The sequence below is a fragment of the Roseomonas sp. SRI_022 genome (assembly GCF_057586215.1).
In genome coordinates, this window is record NZ_JBYCZL010000002.1 from 147,330 (window position 1) to 165,222 (window position 17,893).

16 protein-coding genes are annotated in these 17,893 nt (G+C 69.1%); 10 read left to right on the forward strand and 6 right to left on the reverse strand.

Features of this window, described 5'->3' with window-relative positions:
* Positions 1 to 7 precede the first annotated feature (7 nt).
* From AC2YHJ_RS02470 to AC2YHJ_RS02490, 5 genes are all read left to right on the forward strand, one after another.
* Positions 8 to 898: a LysR family transcriptional regulator gene (locus AC2YHJ_RS02470; protein ID WP_487393743.1), complete on the forward strand. Its 891-nt coding sequence runs from the start codon at positions 8 to 10 to the stop codon at positions 896 to 898.
* 86 nt (positions 899 to 984) lie between these two features.
* Complete coding sequence (locus tag AC2YHJ_RS02475) at positions 985 to 1,782, forward strand: putative hydro-lyase (protein ID WP_487393745.1); 798 nt, start codon at positions 985 to 987, stop codon at positions 1,780 to 1,782.
* A 95-nt stretch (positions 1,783 to 1,877) separates the two neighbouring features.
* On the forward strand, positions 1,878 to 3,956 hold the full coding sequence (locus AC2YHJ_RS02480) for a hydantoinase/oxoprolinase family protein (RefSeq protein ID WP_487393746.1): 2,079 nt from the start codon (positions 1,878 to 1,880) through the stop codon (positions 3,954 to 3,956).
* The gene (locus AC2YHJ_RS02485; protein WP_487393747.1) at positions 3,953 to 5,632 is read left to right on the forward strand and encodes a hydantoinase B/oxoprolinase family protein; all 1,680 of its coding nucleotides are present in this window, start codon (positions 3,953 to 3,955) and stop codon (positions 5,630 to 5,632) included. Before AC2YHJ_RS02480 ends, AC2YHJ_RS02485 begins: the two co-directional genes overlap by 4 nt.
* Positions 5,633 to 5,879: 247 nt before the next feature.
* Positions 5,880 to 6,632 (forward strand): bestrophin-like domain, encoded by a 753-nt coding sequence (locus AC2YHJ_RS02490; protein ID WP_487393748.1) that lies wholly within the window; start codon positions 5,880 to 5,882, stop codon positions 6,630 to 6,632.
* A 38-nt stretch (positions 6,633 to 6,670) separates the two neighbouring features.
* Here the strand turns inward: AC2YHJ_RS02490 and AC2YHJ_RS02495 are convergent, their stop codons facing one another.
* From AC2YHJ_RS02495 to AC2YHJ_RS02505, 3 genes are all read right to left on the reverse strand, one after another.
* Positions 6,671 to 7,996: a serine hydrolase domain-containing protein gene (locus AC2YHJ_RS02495; RefSeq protein WP_487393749.1), complete on the reverse strand. Its 1,326-nt coding sequence runs from the start codon at positions 7,994 to 7,996 to the stop codon at positions 6,671 to 6,673.
* Between the two features lie 109 nt (positions 7,997 to 8,105).
* The gene (gene motA / locus AC2YHJ_RS02500) at positions 8,106 to 8,972 is read right to left on the reverse strand and encodes a flagellar motor stator protein MotA (protein WP_487393750.1); all 867 of its coding nucleotides are present in this window, start codon (positions 8,970 to 8,972) and stop codon (positions 8,106 to 8,108) included.
* Positions 8,969 to 10,021: a flagellar motor protein MotB gene (locus AC2YHJ_RS02505; protein WP_487393751.1), complete on the reverse strand. Its 1,053-nt coding sequence runs from the start codon at positions 10,019 to 10,021 to the stop codon at positions 8,969 to 8,971. The genes motA and AC2YHJ_RS02505 overlap by 4 nt, the downstream gene beginning before the upstream one ends.
* 101 nt (positions 10,022 to 10,122) lie before the next feature.
* On the opposite strand from AC2YHJ_RS02505, the gene AC2YHJ_RS02510 reads away from it, so the two are divergent.
* Positions 10,123 to 11,001, forward strand: coding sequence for an N-formylglutamate amidohydrolase (locus AC2YHJ_RS02510; protein ID WP_487393752.1), 879 nt, complete (start codon positions 10,123 to 10,125; stop codon positions 10,999 to 11,001).
* Between the two features lie 276 nt (positions 11,002 to 11,277).
* Positions 11,278 to 12,084: a lytic transglycosylase domain-containing protein gene (locus AC2YHJ_RS02515; protein ID WP_487393753.1), complete on the forward strand. Its 807-nt coding sequence runs from the start codon at positions 11,278 to 11,280 to the stop codon at positions 12,082 to 12,084.
* Between the two features lie 52 nt (positions 12,085 to 12,136).
* Here the strand turns inward: AC2YHJ_RS02515 and AC2YHJ_RS02520 are convergent, their stop codons facing one another.
* From AC2YHJ_RS02520 to AC2YHJ_RS02530, 3 genes are read right to left on the reverse strand one after another with little or no spacing between them, the layout of a single operon-like run.
* Entirely contained in the window at positions 12,137 to 13,267 is a 1,131-nt protein-coding gene (locus AC2YHJ_RS02520; protein WP_487393754.1) for a CaiB/BaiF CoA transferase family protein, read from the reverse strand.
* The gene (locus AC2YHJ_RS02525; protein WP_487393755.1) at positions 13,264 to 14,112 is read right to left on the reverse strand and encodes an HAD family hydrolase; all 849 of its coding nucleotides are present in this window, start codon (positions 14,110 to 14,112) and stop codon (positions 13,264 to 13,266) included. Before AC2YHJ_RS02525 ends, AC2YHJ_RS02520 begins: the two co-directional genes overlap by 4 nt.
* Before the next feature lie 2 nt (positions 14,113 to 14,114).
* A complete protein-coding gene (locus AC2YHJ_RS02530) occupies positions 14,115 to 15,281 on the reverse strand; it encodes an acyl-CoA dehydrogenase family protein (RefSeq protein ID WP_487393756.1) in 1,167 nt (388 codons plus the stop codon).
* A 198-nt stretch (positions 15,282 to 15,479) separates the two neighbouring features.
* On the opposite strand from AC2YHJ_RS02530, the gene AC2YHJ_RS02535 reads away from it, so the two are divergent.
* From AC2YHJ_RS02535 to AC2YHJ_RS02545, 3 genes are all read left to right on the forward strand, one after another.
* Positions 15,480 to 16,457, forward strand: a complete 978-nt coding sequence (locus tag AC2YHJ_RS02535) for a LysR family transcriptional regulator (RefSeq protein ID WP_487393758.1) — start codon at positions 15,480 to 15,482, stop codon at positions 16,455 to 16,457.
* A 50-nt stretch (positions 16,458 to 16,507) separates the two neighbouring features.
* The gene (locus tag AC2YHJ_RS02540; protein WP_487393759.1) at positions 16,508 to 16,846 is read left to right on the forward strand and encodes a hypothetical protein; all 339 of its coding nucleotides are present in this window, start codon (positions 16,508 to 16,510) and stop codon (positions 16,844 to 16,846) included.
* A gap of 76 nt (positions 16,847 to 16,922) precedes the next feature.
* Entirely contained in the window at positions 16,923 to 17,891 is a 969-nt protein-coding gene (locus AC2YHJ_RS02545; RefSeq protein ID WP_487393760.1) for a D-2-hydroxyacid dehydrogenase, read from the forward strand.
* Positions 17,892 to 17,893: the final 2 nt, after the last annotated feature.

Consider the following 17,893-nt stretch of genomic DNA (forward strand, 5'->3'; position numbering starts at 1 on the left):
GGGGCGCATGCGCGACCTCCGATCGCTCGAGACCGTCATCTGGGTGGTCCGCCTGGGTGGCTTCCGCGCCGCCGCGGCGAGGCTGAACACGACGCAATCGGCGATCTCCGCCCGCATCGCGCAGCTTGAGCAGGAACTCGGCATCCGCATCTTCCAGCGCGGCGAACGGCGCGTGACGCTGACCGCCGAGGGCACCGCCCTGCTGCGCTATGCCGAGCAGATGGTCGATCTGCGCGAGGACATGCTGCGCGCCATCGCCGACCCGGCCGCGATGCGCGGGCTGCTGCGCATCGGTATCTCGGAGACGCTGGCGCATACGCTGCTGCCGCGGCTGGTGCAGCGCATCGGCGCGGCGCATCCGGGCATCGTGCTCGACATGGTCGTGGACATCACGCCGACGCTGCGGACCAGCCTCGCCGCGGGGCATATCGACATCGCGATGCTGGCCGGCACCGTGGACGACCCGCGGGCGGTGAATGAGCCGCTGTGCTCCTACCCGCTCGGCTGGCTGGCCAGCCCGGGCCTTGGCCTGCCGGACCGGCCGCTGCGCCTTGCGGAACTGTCGCGCTGGCCGATCCTCTCCTTCTCCCACGACACGGAGATCTCGGCGACGCTGCGGCGGCTGTTCGAGGAAGCGGGCGCGCAGGGGGTGCGGCTGTGGGGCAGCACCTCGATCGCGACCATGGCCGAACTGGCGCGCGCGGGGGTCTGCATCAGCGTCATGCAGGTGATCGCGGCCGATCGCGAATTGGCATCGGGTGCGCTGCGACGGGTTGAGGTCGCGGATGTCGCCCTGCCGGAAATCGGCTTCCATGTCAGCTACTTACGCAAGCCGGACAGCCATGTCGCGGCCACCATCGCGGCGCTGGCACGGGGGCTGGCCGACGCGACCGAATGATTTTTTCGATCACCCCGATCCAAATTCGGCGTTCGACAGCCGGGGCGTGAGGGGCTGGAATGCCACCACGACCGAGGAGGCCCCGCATGGACCACAACGCCGCGCCGCACGAAACCGGCTGGTCCGTCCGCCAGCGCATCCGCCGTGGCGAATGGACGCGTCCGACCCAGGGCATGGCCCCGGGCTACGTCCAGGCCAACCTCGCCATCCTGCCACGCGACCTCGCGGCCGACTTCCAGCGCTTCTGCGCCCTGAACCCCAAGCCCTGCCCGTTGCTCGCGACGTCAGAGCCCGGCGATCCGTCGCTGCCGACGCTCGGGAAGGATATCGACATCCGCACCGACATCGGCACCTACCGCGTCTGGCGCGACGGCGTGATGGTCGAGGAAGTGCACGACATCACGCATCTCTGGCGCGACGACCTGGTGGCCTTCCTGCTCGGCTGCTCGCATTCCTTCGAGGAGGCGCTGCTGGCGGACGGCCTGCCGCTGCGCCATTTCGACGAGGGCAAGGCGGTGCCCGTCTACTACACCAACGTCCCCACGGTTCCGTCCGGGCCGTTCCATGGCCCGCTGGTCGTGTCCATGCGGCCGTTCAAGCCAGCTGACGCAATCCGCGCCATCCAGATCACCTCGCGCTTCCCGTCGGTGCATGGCGCACCGGTGCATATCGGCAGGCCGGAGATGATCGGCATCAGCGATCTCGGCCGCGTCGATGCCGGCGGAGTGGTGTCCGTAGCCGAGGATGAGTTACCGCTGTTCTGGGCCTGTGGGGTCACGCCACAGGCCGTTGTCGCAGCGACGAAGCCACCCTTCTGCATCACCCATGCGCCTGGCTGCATGCTGGTGACCGACCTGCTGAATTCCCGCCTCGCGGTCTTCTGAACCCTTCTGGCGCGCGGTATGCATACGCGCATGGCGCGCAGTATGCCTATCCGCGCCGAGCGATTTCTCCTTCCCAGGACAGCATGACACCCGACATGGCCAAAGCACGCCTAGCCGTCGACATCGGCGGCACCTTCACCGACCTCGCCATCGAGAAGGGTGACGAGCGCTGGACCGCAAAGGTCCTGACCACCCCCGCCGCGCCCGAGAAGGGCGTGCTGGAAGGCGTCACCCAGGTGCTCGCCAAGGCGAACCTGGCGGCTGCCGATCTCGACCTCGTCATCCACGGCACGACGCTCGCGACCAATGCGCTGATCGAGCGCAAGGGTGCCAAGACCGCGCTGCTGACGACCGAGGGCTTCCGCGACGTCCTCGCGCTCGCCAACGAGGCCCGCTACGATCAGTACGACCTCAACATCGACCTGCCGCAGCCGCTGGTGCGCCGCCGCTGGCGCGTGACGGTGCCGGAGCGGCTGGACAATACCGGCAAGGTGCTGGTGCCGCTGGATGAGGCGGCGCTGCGCCAGCAGGTCGAATTCCTGAAGGGCGAGGGGATCGAGAGCCTCGCCATCGGCTTCCTCCATGCCTTCGTGAACCCCGTGCATGAACGGCGCGCCGCCGAGATCGTGCGCGAGATGTGGCCGGGAATGTCCGTCTCGCTGTCGTCGGAAGTCTCGCCCGAGATGCGGGAGTGGGAGCGGTTCAGCACCACCGCCGCGAATGCCTATGTGCAGCCGCTGATGGCCTCCTATCTCGGCCGGCTGGAAGTCGGGCTTCGCGCGGCGGGTGTTGCGTGCCCGCTGTTCCTGATGCTGTCCGGCGGCGGGCTGACCACCATCGAGACGGCGGCGCGCTTCCCGATCCGCCTGGTGGAATCCGGCCCGGCGGGCGGGGCGATCTTCTCCGCCTTCGTCGCCAAGCAGCGTGGCTTCGACAAGGTGCTGTCCTTCGACATGGGCGGCACCACCGCGAAGGTCTGCCTGATCGACGAATTCCAGCCGCAGGCGTCGCGCACCTTCGAGGTCGCGCGCGTCGGCCGCTTCAAGAAGGGCTCCGGCCTGCCGCTGCGCATCCCCGTCATCGAGATGGTGGAGATCGGCGCCGGCGGCGGTTCGATCGCCCAGGTGGATTCCATGGGCCGCATTCAGGTCGGGCCAGAATCTGCCGGCGCCGACCCCGGCCCGGCCTGCTACGGCCGCGGCGGCACGCATCCGGCGGTGACCGATGCGAACCTTGCGCTCGGCCGGTACGAACCGGACCTGTTCGCCGGCGGGTCCCTGCGGCTGCATCCGGTGCAGTCGCGCCAGGCACTCGCCGAACATGTCGGCGGCAAGCTCGGCGTGTCCGCCGACATGGCGGCACTCGGCGTGGTCGAGATGGTGGACGAGAACATGGCGAACGCCGCCCGTGTCCATGCCATCGAAAGCGGCAAGGGCTATGAGGGCCGCGTCATCATCGCCTTCGGTGGCGGTGGGCCGGTGCATGGATACCGCGTCGCCGAGAAGATCGGCGTGAAGCGGATGCTGGTGCCTTCCGGTGCCGGCGTCGGTTCCGCCATCGGCTTCCTGCGCGCGCCGGTGGCCTATGAGGTGGTGAAGTCGCTGTATCAGCGCTTCGCGACCTTCGACGTCGCGGCGGTGAACGGGTTGCTGTCGTCCATGTCGGCGGAAGCGACGGGCGTGGTCGCGAACGGTGCCTTCGCGGCGCCGACCGAGGAAACCCGCATCGCCTATATGCGCTATGTCGGCCAGGGGCATGAGATCGCCGTTGCCTTGCCGCCGCGTGCATTGACGCAGGCCGATGTCGCCGAGATCCGCGCCCATTACGACGCGGAGTACACCCGCTTCTACGACCGCCCGGTGCCGGGCTCAGATGTGGAGATCCTGTCCTTCGCCGTCACCGTCCGCACGGTCGAGGCCGCGGTGGAGCCGGCCGCGCCCGTGCATGCCGCGCCGGCCCCGAAAGCGGTCCGCCACCACACGGTGCGCGACACCGCGACCGGTGAAGTCGCGGAATGGCCGGTCTATGATCGGGACGGCTTCGTCCCGGGTGCCGCCATCCACGGCCCGGCGATCGTCGCCGAGGCCGAGACCAGCACGCTGATCGGCCCTGGCTGGAATTGCCGCATGGACGGCCTTGGATACCTGGAACTGTCGCAGGAGATCGCACGATGAAGGAAACCGGTGCGCTGGCGCAGATCCAGCGGCAGATCCAGTGGAACCGCCTGGTCGCCGTGGTCGAGGAACAGGCCCAGACCATGATCCGCACCGCCTTCAGCACCACGGTGCGCGAGGCGGGCGACCTTTCGGCCGGCGTCTTCGACCTGCAGGGGCGCATGCTCGCCCAGGCGGTGACCGGCACGCCGGGGCATGTGAACTCCATGATGGAGAGCGTCGCGCACTTCCTGAACAAGTTCCCCGCGCACGGCATGCAACCCGGTGACCACTACATCACCAACGACCCCTGGCTCGGCACCGGCCACCTGCACGACCTCACGGTCGTCACGCCGGCCTTCCGCAAGGGGAAGATCGTCGGGCTGTTCGCGAACACCGCGCATATCATCGACATCGGCGGTCTCGGCATGGGGCCGGAGGGACGGAGCGTCTTCGAGGAAGGCCTCTACATCCCCATCGTGAAGTGCTTCGACCGCAACGTCCCGAACGAGACCTTCTTCGACTTCATCCGCGCCGGATCGCGCACGCCGGTGGAGCTGGAAGGCGACATCTACAGCCTCTGCGCCTGCAACGATGCGGGTGCGAAGCGGCTGGTCGAGATGATGGACGAATACGACATGTCCTCGCTCGACGACCTCGGGCAGTACATCTTCGACGCCAGCCTGCGCGCGACGCTGGCCGAGATCGCGAAGCTGCCGCGCGGTACCTACAGCGGCTCGATCAAGTCCGACGGGTACGAGGCGCCGGTCACGCTGCAGGCCGCGATGACGGTGCATGCCGACAGGATCGAGGTGGACTTCGCCGGCACCTCCGGCCTGTCGAACCGCGGCATCAACGTGCCGCCGGCCTATTGCCGCGCCTATTCCTGCTTCGGCATCAAATGCGTGGTTGCGCCCGAGATCCCGAACAACTGGGCCTCGCTGTCGCCCTTCCACATGATCATCCCGGAAGGCTGCATCCTGAACGCGCCGCACCCCTATCCCGTGTCGGTGCGCCACATCGTGGGGCAGCTGCTGCCGGACCTGATGATGGGCTGCCTGCACCAGGCGGTGCCGGGGCGGGTGAATGCCGAAGGGTCCTCGGCGCTGTGGAACCCGCCGCTGCGCGGTGGCTCGCAGGTCTCGGGCCAGGCGGCGGAGACCGAAGACTTCGAGATCATCACCTTCAACTCCGGCGGCACCGGCGCGCGTCCGGGCAAGGACGGTCTCGACGGCACGGCCTTCCCGTCCGGCGTGCGCACCATGCCGGTGGAGGCGACCGAGAATGTCGCGCCGGTGATCTTCTGGCAGAAGCAGCTCCGCCCGGATTCGGCCGGCGCCGGGCGCACCCGCGGCGGCTTCGGCCAGGTGATGGAGATCGGCGCGAAGGGCGATGCCGAATTCGCGGTGAACGCCATCTTCGACCGCGTCGCCAATGCGCCGAAGGGCCGCGACGGCGGCGGGGAGGGGGCGACCGGCTGGGTTGGCATGAACGACGCCAATGGCACCGTGCTGCGCACCAAGGGCTTCCAGATCATCCCCAAGGGTCGGCGGCTGCTGCTGAGGCTGCCCGGTGGTGGTGGCATGGGGGATCCCAAGGAGCGTGACCCCGTGCTGGTGGCACGGGATGTGGAGGACGGGCTGGTCAGCCCCGAGGCGGCGCGGTCGGTCTACGGGGTGAAGCCCGCCGCGGAGTGATGCGGTTCCCGCATCTCGGCCGCCAAGCCAAGATCCGATCAGGTGGAAGCGCCTGATCGGATATCGGTCCCTGACCCGGGCAACTCATGCCCGGCCGGCGGAACCGCGCAGCGATTCCACGCGATCGCGCGCTGCCGTAGCTGACGCGGCGTCCAGTCCGCGTATCCTGCACCTGATAGAATCGCCGCCCGGGTGATTCGGCGCTGCGCCGGCACGCGCATCGCGTGGGTGGGAGGGCCCTTGCTGCATGACCGCGATGATCGGCTTCGGCGTCTTCCTGCTGACCTTCCTCGCCGGGATCGCCGGGCTGGGGATGCACCGCCTGCTGCCCGAACCCCATCGCAGCACTGAGACGAAGGACATGGTGCGCCTCGTCCAGGCGCTCATCGCCTCCATGGCGACGCTCGTGCTCGGTCTGCTGATCGCCCAGGCGAGCAGCCATTTCCAGGCGCAGACCAACAGCGTGTCCGAACTTGCGGCAGACCTTATCGTGCTCGACATCTCGCTCGCTCGCGCGGGGCCAGGTGCCGAGGATGCGCGCGCGCGCCTCAAGGAGATGGTCGAGGAGGCGATCGCAGCCCATGTCATCGAGTCCGATCGCGGCGGCCCGGTGATCGATGCGACGCGCTTCGACGCATTCTTCGCCGCCATCGCCGGATTGCAGCCAGCCAATGCAGCGCAGTCGGCCGCCCAGGCCCGTGCGCTCGACATGGCGCAGCGCCTGGTGCAGTCGCGCGCCCTGCTGATGGTGCGCGACGTGACGGATGAAGTGCAGTGGCCCTTCCTCGGCGTCCTGGTCTCCTGGCTCGCGCTGCTGTTCCTCGCCATGGGTCTGTTCGTGCGCGCCAACACGATGATCGTCCTCGCCCTGTTCGCTGGCGCGCTTGCGGTGGGGGGTGCGATCTTCCTGATCATCGAACTTGAGCACCCGCGCACCGGGCTGTTGCGCATCTCCGATACGCCACTGCAATTCGCCCTGCGGCACCTCGGGCGCATCTGAGAATCCTGCCGGCGGGGCCGCCAGCAGGGCTGATGTGGCTACCGCCGCTGGCTCTCCACCATCGCGCCATAGACCAGGTTCTTGAACAGCATCCGCGTCTGGCCGCGGCGCGACGGGCCCTGCGCCATCAGCACCGCCGCGAGCCCTTCCGCCCGGTCGACGGTGAAGGACGTGCCCCAGGCGCCCGCCCACATCGCATCGCCCGTGCTGCCGGGCGCGACCGCGAGCCCGTCCTGCAACCGCACGCCGAAGCCGAGGCCGAAGCCGTAGCCCGGCCCGGTCGAGGCCTCCGGCGAGCCGCCCATGCCCTGGATGTGGTTCGACATCATGAAGCTGACGATGGGCGCGGCGAGGTAGCGCCGCCCCTCGAACACACCACCATTGGCGAGCATCGTCGCGAAGCGGATGTAGTCCCCCGCCGTCGAGACCAGCCCCGCGCCGCCCTTGAAGTATGACCGCCCGGCCTCGTCCTCGAGGATGCGGTAGTTCCGCCACATGTTGGCCTTCAGCGGGTCGCTGTCGAGCGCCTCGGCCAGCCGCACGCGCTTGCCGGGTTCCACGAACCAGGCGGTGTCGCGCATGCCGAGCGGACCGGTGATGCGCTCCACGAAGAAGCGATCGAGCCGCTGGCCCGAGACGCGCTCCACCACCAGCCCCAGCACGTCGGTCGCGATCGAGTAGTGGAACATCGTGCCCGGCTGGTGGGCGAGGGGAATGGTGCCGAGCCGGCGCAGCATCTCATCCCCGGTGATCGCGCCGGTGGAGGCGGTGATGTTCTGGCTCTCATACATCTCCTTCATGCGCGGCGATGTCGCGCTGTCCGGATAGACGAAGCCCGCCGAGTGCCGGAGCAGGTCCTGCACCCGCATCGGACGGGCGGGGGCCACGTCCTCGACCGGCTGGCCGTCGCGGCGCATCTCCACCTTCACATTGGCCAGTTCCGGCAGGAACATCGCGACGGGGTCGGACAGCTTCATCCGTCCCTGCTCGACCAGCATCATCGCGCCGACCGAGGTGATCGGCTTGGTCATCGACGCCTGCAGGAAGATCGCATCCCGCGTCATCGGCTTGCTGCGTGCGGCGTCGAGATGGCCATAGGCCTCGAAATGCACGATCTCGCCGTTGCGGCTGATGGCGGCGACGCAGCCGGGATAGGAGCCGCGTTCGCCCTCGGCGAGCAGCGCCTCCCGGAAGCCGGCGAGCCGCGCGCGGGAGAAGCCGCGCACCAGATCCGGGCCGGCGGGCGGCCGCGACGCCGGCGCGGGGACGCGCCCGGCCGGCTGCGCGGCGGCAGGTGTTGCGAGGGCAGCCAGGGAAAGCCCGGCGGCGAGCGCCGCACGGCGGGATGGGATCGAACCTGACATCGTTTCCTCCGGTATGCGGCGGTATTCCGCCTGCGGCACGAAGGCTACCGATCGCCCGGCAATGCGCAACCCCGGGTTGTCTGATGCCGAGAACCACACGCGCCGCGGCTCAGGCGATCTGCAACTCCTGCAGCGCCTGCTCCAGTTCCTGGAAAGACGGCATGTGCCCGGATGGCACCATCTTGCGCCCCGTCTCCACCGCCACCTGCGGCGCATTGCCGTGCAGATGCGCCACCAGTACGGCGCGGATCACCTCGAGGAACTTGCTTTCCTCATCGACCACGCCCTTCAGCCGCGCGGCGAAGGGCCCCATCAGCCCATAGGCCAGCAGCACGCCGAGGAAGGTGCCGACCAACGCGCCGCCGATCATCTTGCCGAGCACCGCCGGCGGCTCGCTGATCGACCCCATGGTCTTGATCACGCCCATCACCGCCGCGACGATGCCAAGCGCGGGCAGTGCATCCGCCATCGCCTGCATGGCGTGGGAGGGGTGCATCTCCTCCTCCTTGATCTTCTTGAGCTCCCTCGCCATCACATCCTCGATCTGGTGCGGGTCGTCGGCATTCATGCCGACCATGCGCAGGTAGTCGCAGATCAGGTGGACCACATGGTGGTCCGCCGCGATGCGCGGGAACTTCGCGAAGGCGGCACTTTCCTCGGGCTTCTCGATATGCGGCTCCAGCGCCATCGGCCCCTTGGTCTGGGCGAGGCGCACCAGGTAGTAGAGCAGGGACAGCAGGTCCATGTAGTCCCGCCGCGAATATTTCGCGCCCTTCAGCAGCTTCCCGAAGCCACCGCCGACATGCTTGAGGCCGGACACGCTGTTCGCCATGACCAGCGTGCCCACCGCGGCACCACCGATGATGGCGAATTCGAAGGGCAGCGCCTTGAGGATGATGTCCATCTTGCCGCCGGCGGCGATGTAGCCGCCGAACACGCAGGCAAGCAGGAAGCCGAGACCGGCGAGCGAGATCATGGCGCGGCGTCCGGAACCTGGCGCAGCACGGTGATGGAGACGCGGCGATTGGCCGCGGCGGCAGGTGCATCGGGTTGCAGCAGGTCGCGATCGGCATGCCCGCTGACGCTGCGGATGCGGCCCTCCGGCAGGCCAGCCTCCGTCAGCAGCCGGCGGGTGACATTGGCCCGCTCGGCCGACAGGTCCCAGTTGCTGCGGTCGCCGCCGCCGCGGAACGGCGTCGCATCGGTATGCCCGGCGATGGCGATCGGGTTGGGCAGCCGGGACGCGGCCTGCGCGACGCGCGCCAGCAGCGCCCGCGCGCGGTCGTTCGGCGCGCTGCCGCCGAGGGCGAACATCGGCTGGCGTTCCGCATCGATCAGCTGGATGCGCAGCCCCTCCGACGTCTGCTCCACCAGCATCTGCCGCGCGAGATCGGCCAGCGCCGGGTCGGCCGCCACCGTCTCGCGGATCTGCGCGGCGGCCTGCTCGAAGGATGCGCGCTCGCGTCGGGCGAGCTCGCGGCGCAGCTCCGCCTCGCCGATCGCCTCGGGCCGCGCCTCGGTGGCGGGGGCCTCGGCCGGGCCGCCGCGTGGGGCTTCCGGCCCGGCATGGGCGCCGGGCGGGCTGGCGACGGCCAGGCGTGGTGCCTCGGCGTCCTCCGGCCCCGGCGGGCCGTCGCGCCGGGGCATCGGCCGCGCCGGCGTGTCGGTGTCGTCTTCCTCAATGTCCATCACCGCGGGCAGGCGGCCGGGCTGGATGGTGGTCACGCCGCTGGTCGATGTGACATTGCCCTCATCATTCGGCGTGCGCCCGCCGAAGGGTTGGCCGGAGCCGGACACGGAGCGCGCCAACAGATTGGTTGGCGCGAAATAGTCGGCGAGGCCCCGGCGTTGTTCCTCGGTGGTGGCATTGAGCAGCCACATCAGCAGGAAGAAGGCCATCATCGCCGTGACGAAATCGGCATAGGCGACCTTCCAGGCGCCGCCATGGTGGCCGGCCTCGCCGCCTTCCTCGCGCCTGATGACGATGGTGCCGCCGCCCCGCGGACCTTTTGCCTTGCCGGACATCGGCGCCACACTGCGCGAGGGATGCTGACGAATTCGCTAATCCAGGGAAAATGCGGCTCTCGCGTGACATGCGCCGGGGGCTATGGTTTGGTCGGTTGCACATGGACCTTCCCGCCCAGAACCTTCCAGGGCCCGCCGAGACCGCGCCCTACGTCATCTACCGCCCGGCGCGGCAGACCATGCCGGTCGTCTTCGCCTCCCCGCATTCCGGCCAGGCCTATCCGGCGGAGCTCGTGGCGGAGGCGCGGCTCGCCCCGCTCGCCCTGCGGCGGAGCGAGGATTCCTTCGTGGACGAATTGTTCGCCGCCGCCCCGCCCCACGGCGCGCCGCTGCTGGCCGCGACCTTCCCGCGCGTGTGGTGCGACGTGAACCGCGAGCCCTGGGAGCTCGATCCGGGGATGTTCGACGGCCCGCTGCCGCCCTGGGTGAATACATCGAGCCCGCGGGTCGGGGCCGGGCTCGGCACCATCGCGCGCATCGTCGCGACCGGGGAGACCGTCTATCGCCGCCGCTTGGCCTTTTCCGAGGCCGAGGCACGCATCCGCAGCTGCTGGGAACCCTATCACGCCGCCCTGGCGAAGCTGATCGCCGAGACCCGCGCCCGCTTCGGCTTCTGCCTGCTGGTCGATTGCCATTCCATGCCGGCGCATCCGGCGCAGGCCGGCAATCCGCCGGACATGGTGCTCGGCGACGCCCACGGCACCGCCTGCGCCCCGCGTGCCACCCGGCTGGTCGAGGAAATCCTGGTCGGCCTGGGCTATCGCGTGCGCCGGAACGATCCGTATGCGGGCGGCTATGTCACCCGCCATTACGGCCGTCCGCGGGAGGCGACGCACGCCCTGCAGATCGAGATCGCCCGTGCGCTCTACATGGATGAGGCGCGGATCGAGCGTGGCCCTGGCCTGGTGCCGCTGGCGCGGAACCTCAGCGGCCTGATCGGGCATCTCGCGGAGACGGATTGGACCTTCCTGCGCGCGTGATGCGCTGCAGCATTTCTGGGAAGGAATTTCTCCATTAGGAGAATTATTTCTTCCAAACGTCCCAAAAAAAGAAAGGCGGTGCCCGAAGGCACCGCCAAGTTTAGGGAGGAAACGTCCAAGAAAGACAGCGAGTGGCGATGCCAACTCGCTGCAGGACGGAACTTAGGGGCCTTCGCTGCCCTCCGCAAGGGGATTTTTGCAGTGCAGCAAAAATGACGCGGCGCAGCATGACCGCGCATAATAGTTGCGTGGCATGGGCCTTGCGCATGCGTCGTTATGTCGAGACGCACGGCCTTCCCGCCGAATCTGTACGGTGCACTGGTCGCCCTGGCGGGTTTCGCCGCCGCCGCCCACGCCCAGACCGCCCCGCCACCCGACCCCGGCGCCGCCTGCCGGGCGGCGATCTCGACCGCGGAACGCGAAAGGAGCATCCCGCCCGGCCTGCTGCAGGCGATCGGCCGCGTGGAGTCCGGCCGGCGCGACCCCACCACCGGCCTGTCTGCGCCCTGGCCCTGGACCATCAATGCCGAGGGGCGCGGCATGTTCTTCCCGACGCGGGAGGCAGCGATTGCCGAGGTGCGGCAACTCCAGGCCCGCGGCGTCCGCCTCATCGACATCGGCTGCATGCAGGTGAACCTGCACCACCACCCCAGCGCCTTTGCCGGGCTGGAACAGGCCTTCGACCCGCTGGCGAATGCCCGCTATGCGGCGCAGTTCCTGTCCGAGCTACGCGCCGCCGGCGGCGATTGGGCGCGTGCCGCCGGCCACTACCACTCCCAGACCCCGGAACGGGCCGAGCCCTACCGGGCGCGCGTGCTCTCCGCCTGGGCCCGCGAACAGGGACGGCCGCCCGGCGACCCGGCTGCCGAGGCGGCGTTGCTGGCGCGCTTCGCCCCCGGTGCGGCCGGACCGCCAGGTCTCGCCAACCGGGCGGACCGGGCGCAGGTCATCCCGCTCGCGGCCGGCGTGGCGGGGCGGGGGCTCGACGCCTATCGCGCGGCGCCGATCATGATGGTCGGACGGCCCGCGCAGGCGGCGCCGACCCGCGCCTCGCCGATGATGTTCTTCAGGCGGCCGACGTGAGCAGGGGACACGAGAGCGGAGAGGGCGCGCGACCGTCTCCGATCACCCGCCCCTACGCCGCGAACTCCGCCCGGATCGCCGCGCTGTGCTGGCCGAGCGCGGGCACGGCCCCGAAGGGCCGCACGCCATCCGACAGCTTGGCCGGCGGCAGCGCGATCATCACCGGGCCCTTTTCCGTCTGCACCGGCACGCGCTGCAGTGCCGGGTGTTTCTGCAGTCCACCGCAATCATTGACGAAGCCATAGGCGGTGTTGGCGCGCCGCAGCTTCGCCGCGCATTCCTCCCGCGTCAGCGTCGCGAACATCGCTGCGATATGCGCATCCACCATCGGGCGATGCGCCACGCGGTCGTTGTTCACGGTGAAGCCGGGCTTCTGCGGCAGGTCGGGCTCATCCATGAAATGCGCGCAGAAGGACGCCCATTCGCGCTCGTTCTGGATGGCGATCAGCACGTCCTGCCCGTCCTTGGTCTGGAAAGCGCCGTAGGGGCAGATCGAAGGATGCGCGAGGCCGATGCGCGGCGGGTTCTTTCCCGTGCCTTCGTATTGCAGCAGCGGCACCGTCATCCAATCCGCCATGCCGTCGAAGAGCGAGACGGCGATGCCCTTGCCCTGGCCGGTGATGGCACGCGACAGCAGCGCCTCCAGCACCGCGGTATAGGCGTGCATGCCGCAGGCGATGTCGCAGGCCGACACACCGACGCGCCCCGGCCCTTCCGCCCTGCCGGTGATGTAGGCAAGGCCCGATTCCGCCTGCACCAGCAGGTCATACGCCTTCATCGACGCGTATTCGCCTTCCTCGCCGTAGCCCGAGATATCGACGGTGATCAGGCGGGGGTGCCGCTTTCGCAGATCCTCCGACCCGAAGCCCGCGCGCTTCATCGCCCCGGGGGCGAGGTTCTGGATGAACACATCGGCCTTGGCGATCAACCGTTCCAGCAGCGCCTTGTCATCGGGCGTCTTGATGTCGAGGCAGATGCTCTCCTTGCCGCGGTTCAGCCAGACGAAATAGGAGGACTGGCCGTTGGCGACCTTGTCGTAGCCGCGCGCGAAATCGCCCTCGGGGCGTTCGACCTTGATCACCCGCGCGCCCGCATCAGCGAGGCGGGACGCGCAATAGGGCGCGGCCACCGCCTGGTCCATCGCGACGACGAGAAGCCCTTCGAGGGGGCGGGATCCGCTCATGCGTTATTCTCCGGCATCGGGGCGGTGACCGCGGCGCGCGCGGCGAGAAGGTCGAGAATGGACAGCACGCGGTGCTCGATCTCGCCGCCCGCGCTGTAGTCAGCGGGGACGGCGCAATGCACGCGGCCTTCGGTGATCAGCTTGCGCGTGCGCTCGGCGCGTTGCGCGTCACCCGCCGGATACACCGCGATGGAATGGCCGCCCTGTTCCTTCACCGTGCGGAAGCAGGGAATGTCGGTGTCGCCGTCGCCGATGAAGATCATGTTGGTGAAGGGCACGCGCCGCGCCGCGGGCGGGCTGTACGCGTTCACCGCCGTGTCGTCGGCAAGGTCGAGCGCATCCTTGTTGATGCGGAAGAGATACTGCGTCTTCGTCGTGTAGTTCACCGCGACCGCTGGTGCGATGGCGACATCCGATCCGTCATACAGGAAGCCCGAGGCGAAGACGGCGCGGAAGTGCCGGCGGATCGACGTCCCCTCGATCAGCTCGCGCAGCCCCGAGGAGATGACGTAGTGCTCGACAGCGATGCCGCGCTTTGCAGCGGCGTCGTTCACCCGGTCGAACCAGCTTTCGACGCCCGGGAACAGCGTGATGCCCGCGCCCTGCGCTATCCAGTCCGCCTTGCGCACCGGCAGGTGCTTGAAGCGCGCCCATTCCAGCATGCGGTGCATGTAGGTCAGAATGCGGTCGCCCTGCTGCTCCACGGCGAGCGCATTGGCTTCCGCCCAGAACTGCGCGGGTTCGACGCCGAGCTTCGGCAGGAAGACGTGCTCCTGCATGTTGCCCGGCGCCAGCGTGCCATCGAAGTCATAGGCGATGGCCACCGGCACCGGATCGCGCGGCATGATCAGTAGCTCCGCGGCATCCCCAGCACATGCTCGCCGATGTAGGACAGCACCAGGTTCGTGCTGATGGGTGCCACCTGGTACAGCCGCGCCTCGCGATACTTGCGCTCGACGTCGTATTCCTCGGCGAAGCCGAAGCCGCCATGGGTTTGGATGCAGGCCTCGGCGGCCATCCAGGACGCCTCGGCGCAGATCATCTTGCCCATGTTGGCTTCCTCGCCGCAGGGCAGTCCGGCCTCGAACTTCGACAGGCCCTTCTGCAACAGGGCCTCAGCCGCGCGCATGGCGGCATAGGCCTTGGCGATCGGGAACTGCACGCCCTGGTTCCTGCCGATCGGATGGCCGAACAGCACGCGCTGCTTGGAATATTCCACCGCCTTGTTGATGAACCACTTGGCGTCGCCGATGCACTCGGCCGAGATCAGCATGCGCTCCGCGTTCATGCCGTCGAGGATGTAGCGGAAGCCCTTGCCTTCCTGGCCGACCAGGTTCTCTGCCGGCACTTCCATGTTGTCGAAGAAGACCTCGCACGAATTGTGGTTCATCATCGTGCGGATCGGGCGGATGGTCAGGCCCTTGCCAAGGGCTGCCTTCATGTCGACGAGGAAGGTCGACAGCCCGTCGGTCTTCTTCTTCACCTGATCCTTCGGCGTGGTGCGCGCCAGTAGCAGCATCAGGTCGGAGTGTTCGGCGCGCGACGTCCAGATCTTCTGGCCGTTGACGATGTACTTGTCGCCTTCCTTCTTGGCGAAGGTGCGCAGCGCGGTGGTGTCGGTGCCGCTGGTTGGCTCGGTCACACCGAAGGCTTGCAGGCGCAGCTCGCCCGTCGCGATCTTCGGCAGGTACTTCTGCTTCTGCTCGGCGTTGCCGTGCTTCAGCACGGTGCCCATCGTGTACATCTGCGCATGGCAGGCGGCGGCGTTGCAGCCGGAGGCGTGGATCTCCTCGAGGATCGCCGCGGCGGCGGAGAGCGGCAGGCCCGACCCGCCATATTCCTCAGGGATCAGCGCCGAGAGCCAGCCGGCCTCGGTCAGCGCCTGGACGAATTCGGTGGGGTAGCCACGGCGGGTGTCGAGCTCGCGCCAGTATTCCCCGGGGAAGCGCGTGCAGAGCTTGCGCACCTCTTCCCGGATCTCGGCATGGGCGTCGGTTGGCATCTGCGTGTCCATGGGTTCTCTCCCGCTGGCATTGGGATTACGGCCCGGTGGGCGGGCTGGCAAGGCATCGGGTCGACGCGCCGTGGCAGCACCATCCCGGCCACGGCCGTCCCTCCCTCGGCATCTCGCCCGGATCGGATCGCGCCCTTATGGGGCCTCTTCGCCCTTCGTTGAATTCGAAATGACGGATAGCATCCATCAAGGAATGCTATGGGTAGTGCGATGGATCTGCGGCAATTGCGGACCTTCCGGGAGATCGCCGAGGCCGGTTCCCTCAGCCGGGCCGCCGATCGGCTGCGGATCGCGCAGCCCGCGCTGTCGCGCCAGGTCCGGCTGCTGGAAACCGAGGCTGGCCTCGCGCTGTTCACGCGCCACGGCCGGGGCATGGCGTTGACCGAGGCGGGCGAGGCCCTGCTGGCCCGCGTCCGTGGCCCCATGCGGCAACTGGAGGGCGCGATCGCCGAGGTCCGCGCGCTGGCCGGCGCCGTGGCCGGGCAGGTCGCGCTCGGCATGATGCCGACGGTCGCCGCCGTGCTGGCCGGGCCGCTGTCCCGGCGCGTCGCGCAGCGACACCCCGAGGTCTCGCTGCGCGTGGTCGAAGGCTATACCGGCCACCTGATCGAATGGGTGCAGCGTGGCGGGACGGATGCGACGCTGCTCTATGGGCAGGCGACCGACTTCCACCTGCCGGTGCGCGATCTGTTCGTCGAAGGCCTGGTCCTCGCGGGACCGCCAGGCAGCGGCCTGTCGCCGGAGGTGCCGGTGACGCTGGCCGCGGCCGCCCACCACCCGCTGGTGCTGCCAAGCCGCCCGCATGGGTTGCGCGCCATCGTGGATGCGGCGGCCGGGCGGGCCCGTGTCACGCTCAACCTGAAGCATGAGGCCGATTCCTTCCTGGTGCTGAAGGACCTGGTGGAATGCGGGCTTGGCTTCGCGATCCTGCCTCGCTCGGCGATCCGGCGGGAGGAGCAGGAAGGGCGGATGCTGGTGGCCCCGTTGGTGCGGCCGGCGATCCGGCGGCATGTCGTGCTGGCGCTGCCGCCCGACCGCCCGCCCGGCCGCGCGACCGAGGCGGTCCTGGCACTGCTGGCCGAGGAGGTGGAGGCGCGTGCGAAGGCGGGGGATTGGCGCATGAGCAGCCCATCCGGCGCAGCCCTGCCTCAGCGGCTCGGCTCCCGGCAGGGCTGAGTGCTGGCTGATCTTGTTCTGTGGGGAAATTCGTCTTAGAGAATTCTACCATGAGTAGAATTCTTGCTCTGATCGCGCTGCTGCCGAGCGTCGCCATGGCGCAGCAGACGCGCAGCGTGGTCGTGCCGCCGGGCAGCGCGGTGGTGATCGCCCCGCGCGGGGAGGCGCCACCGCGTCCGCGCCTTGCCCCCGCGCCACTGCCGCAGCAGCAGCGCATGGTCATGGTTGCCCCAAGCGGCGAGACCCTGTCCGGCCCGTCCGCCCTGGCCGCGGCGGGGATGGCGGCGGCGGCCGTCGCGGCGGTTCTGTTCGCCGGCGGCGCGGGTGGCGGCGGCAATGGCGGCGGCGGATCCGCGACCAGCAGCACAACCGGCACCGTCCGCCGCTGAGCCGTTCCCCGGCCCCTTGCGCGGCAGCGGGGCCGAGGCCAGGGTCGCGCCCGACCTGAACCGGGAGTCCCGATCGATGCTGCCGCCGCGCGACCAACTGACCGTCCTTTTCGCCCATGTCGCCTACCGCTTCGGCGACCGCTTCACCCCGCGCAACACCGGCATCCGCTTCATCGAGGCGCGCTCGCGCGAGGAACTCGACGCCAACCTGGCGCAGGCCGATGTGCTGGTCTGCTCCGGCATGTGGCGCAACGACATCCCGGCGATCGCGCCGAAGCTGCGCTTCATCCAATCCTGCTCCGCCGGCACCGACCAGTATGACCGCGAGGTGCTGAAGAAGGCTGGCATCCGGCTGGCGAGCGGGCAGGGCATCAACGCCAATGCGGTGTCCGACCACGCCATCGCGCTGATGCTCGCTTTGCTGCGCCGCATCCCCGAAGCGCGCGACAACCAGGCCAAGCGCATCTGGCGCGGCATGCAGGGCGATTTCGCGAAGCGCGAGGACGAGGCCTTCGGCAAGACCGCTGTCGTGGTGGGCCTGGGGCGCATCGGCGGGCGCATCGCGCGGCTGTGCAAGGCCTTCGGGATGAAGGTCGTGGGCGTGCGGCAGAACGTCGCCGGCGGGCCCGAGGGCGCGGATGAGGTGCATTCCTTCCGCGACCTGAAGTCGCTGCTGCCGCGCGCCGATTTCCTGATCCTGTCCTGCCCGCTGACGGATGAGACGCGCGGGCTGGTGGATGCGGCGGCCCTCTCGGCGCTGAAGCCGACCGCGCAGATCATCAACGTCGCGCGCGGGCGCGTCATCGACGAACCGGCGCTGATCGCGGCCCTTCAGGCGGGGAAGATCGTCGGTGCGGCGCTCGACGTGACGGCGGATGAACCGCTGCCGGCCGACAGCCCACTCTGGGCCATGCCGAACGTGCTGGTCACGCCGCATACCGGCGGCGAGACGCATATGTACGAGGACAACGTCCTCGACTTCATGGTCGAGAACATCGCCCGCCTGCAGCGCGGCGAGAGCGCGCTGGTCAACCAGATCGTCTGAGG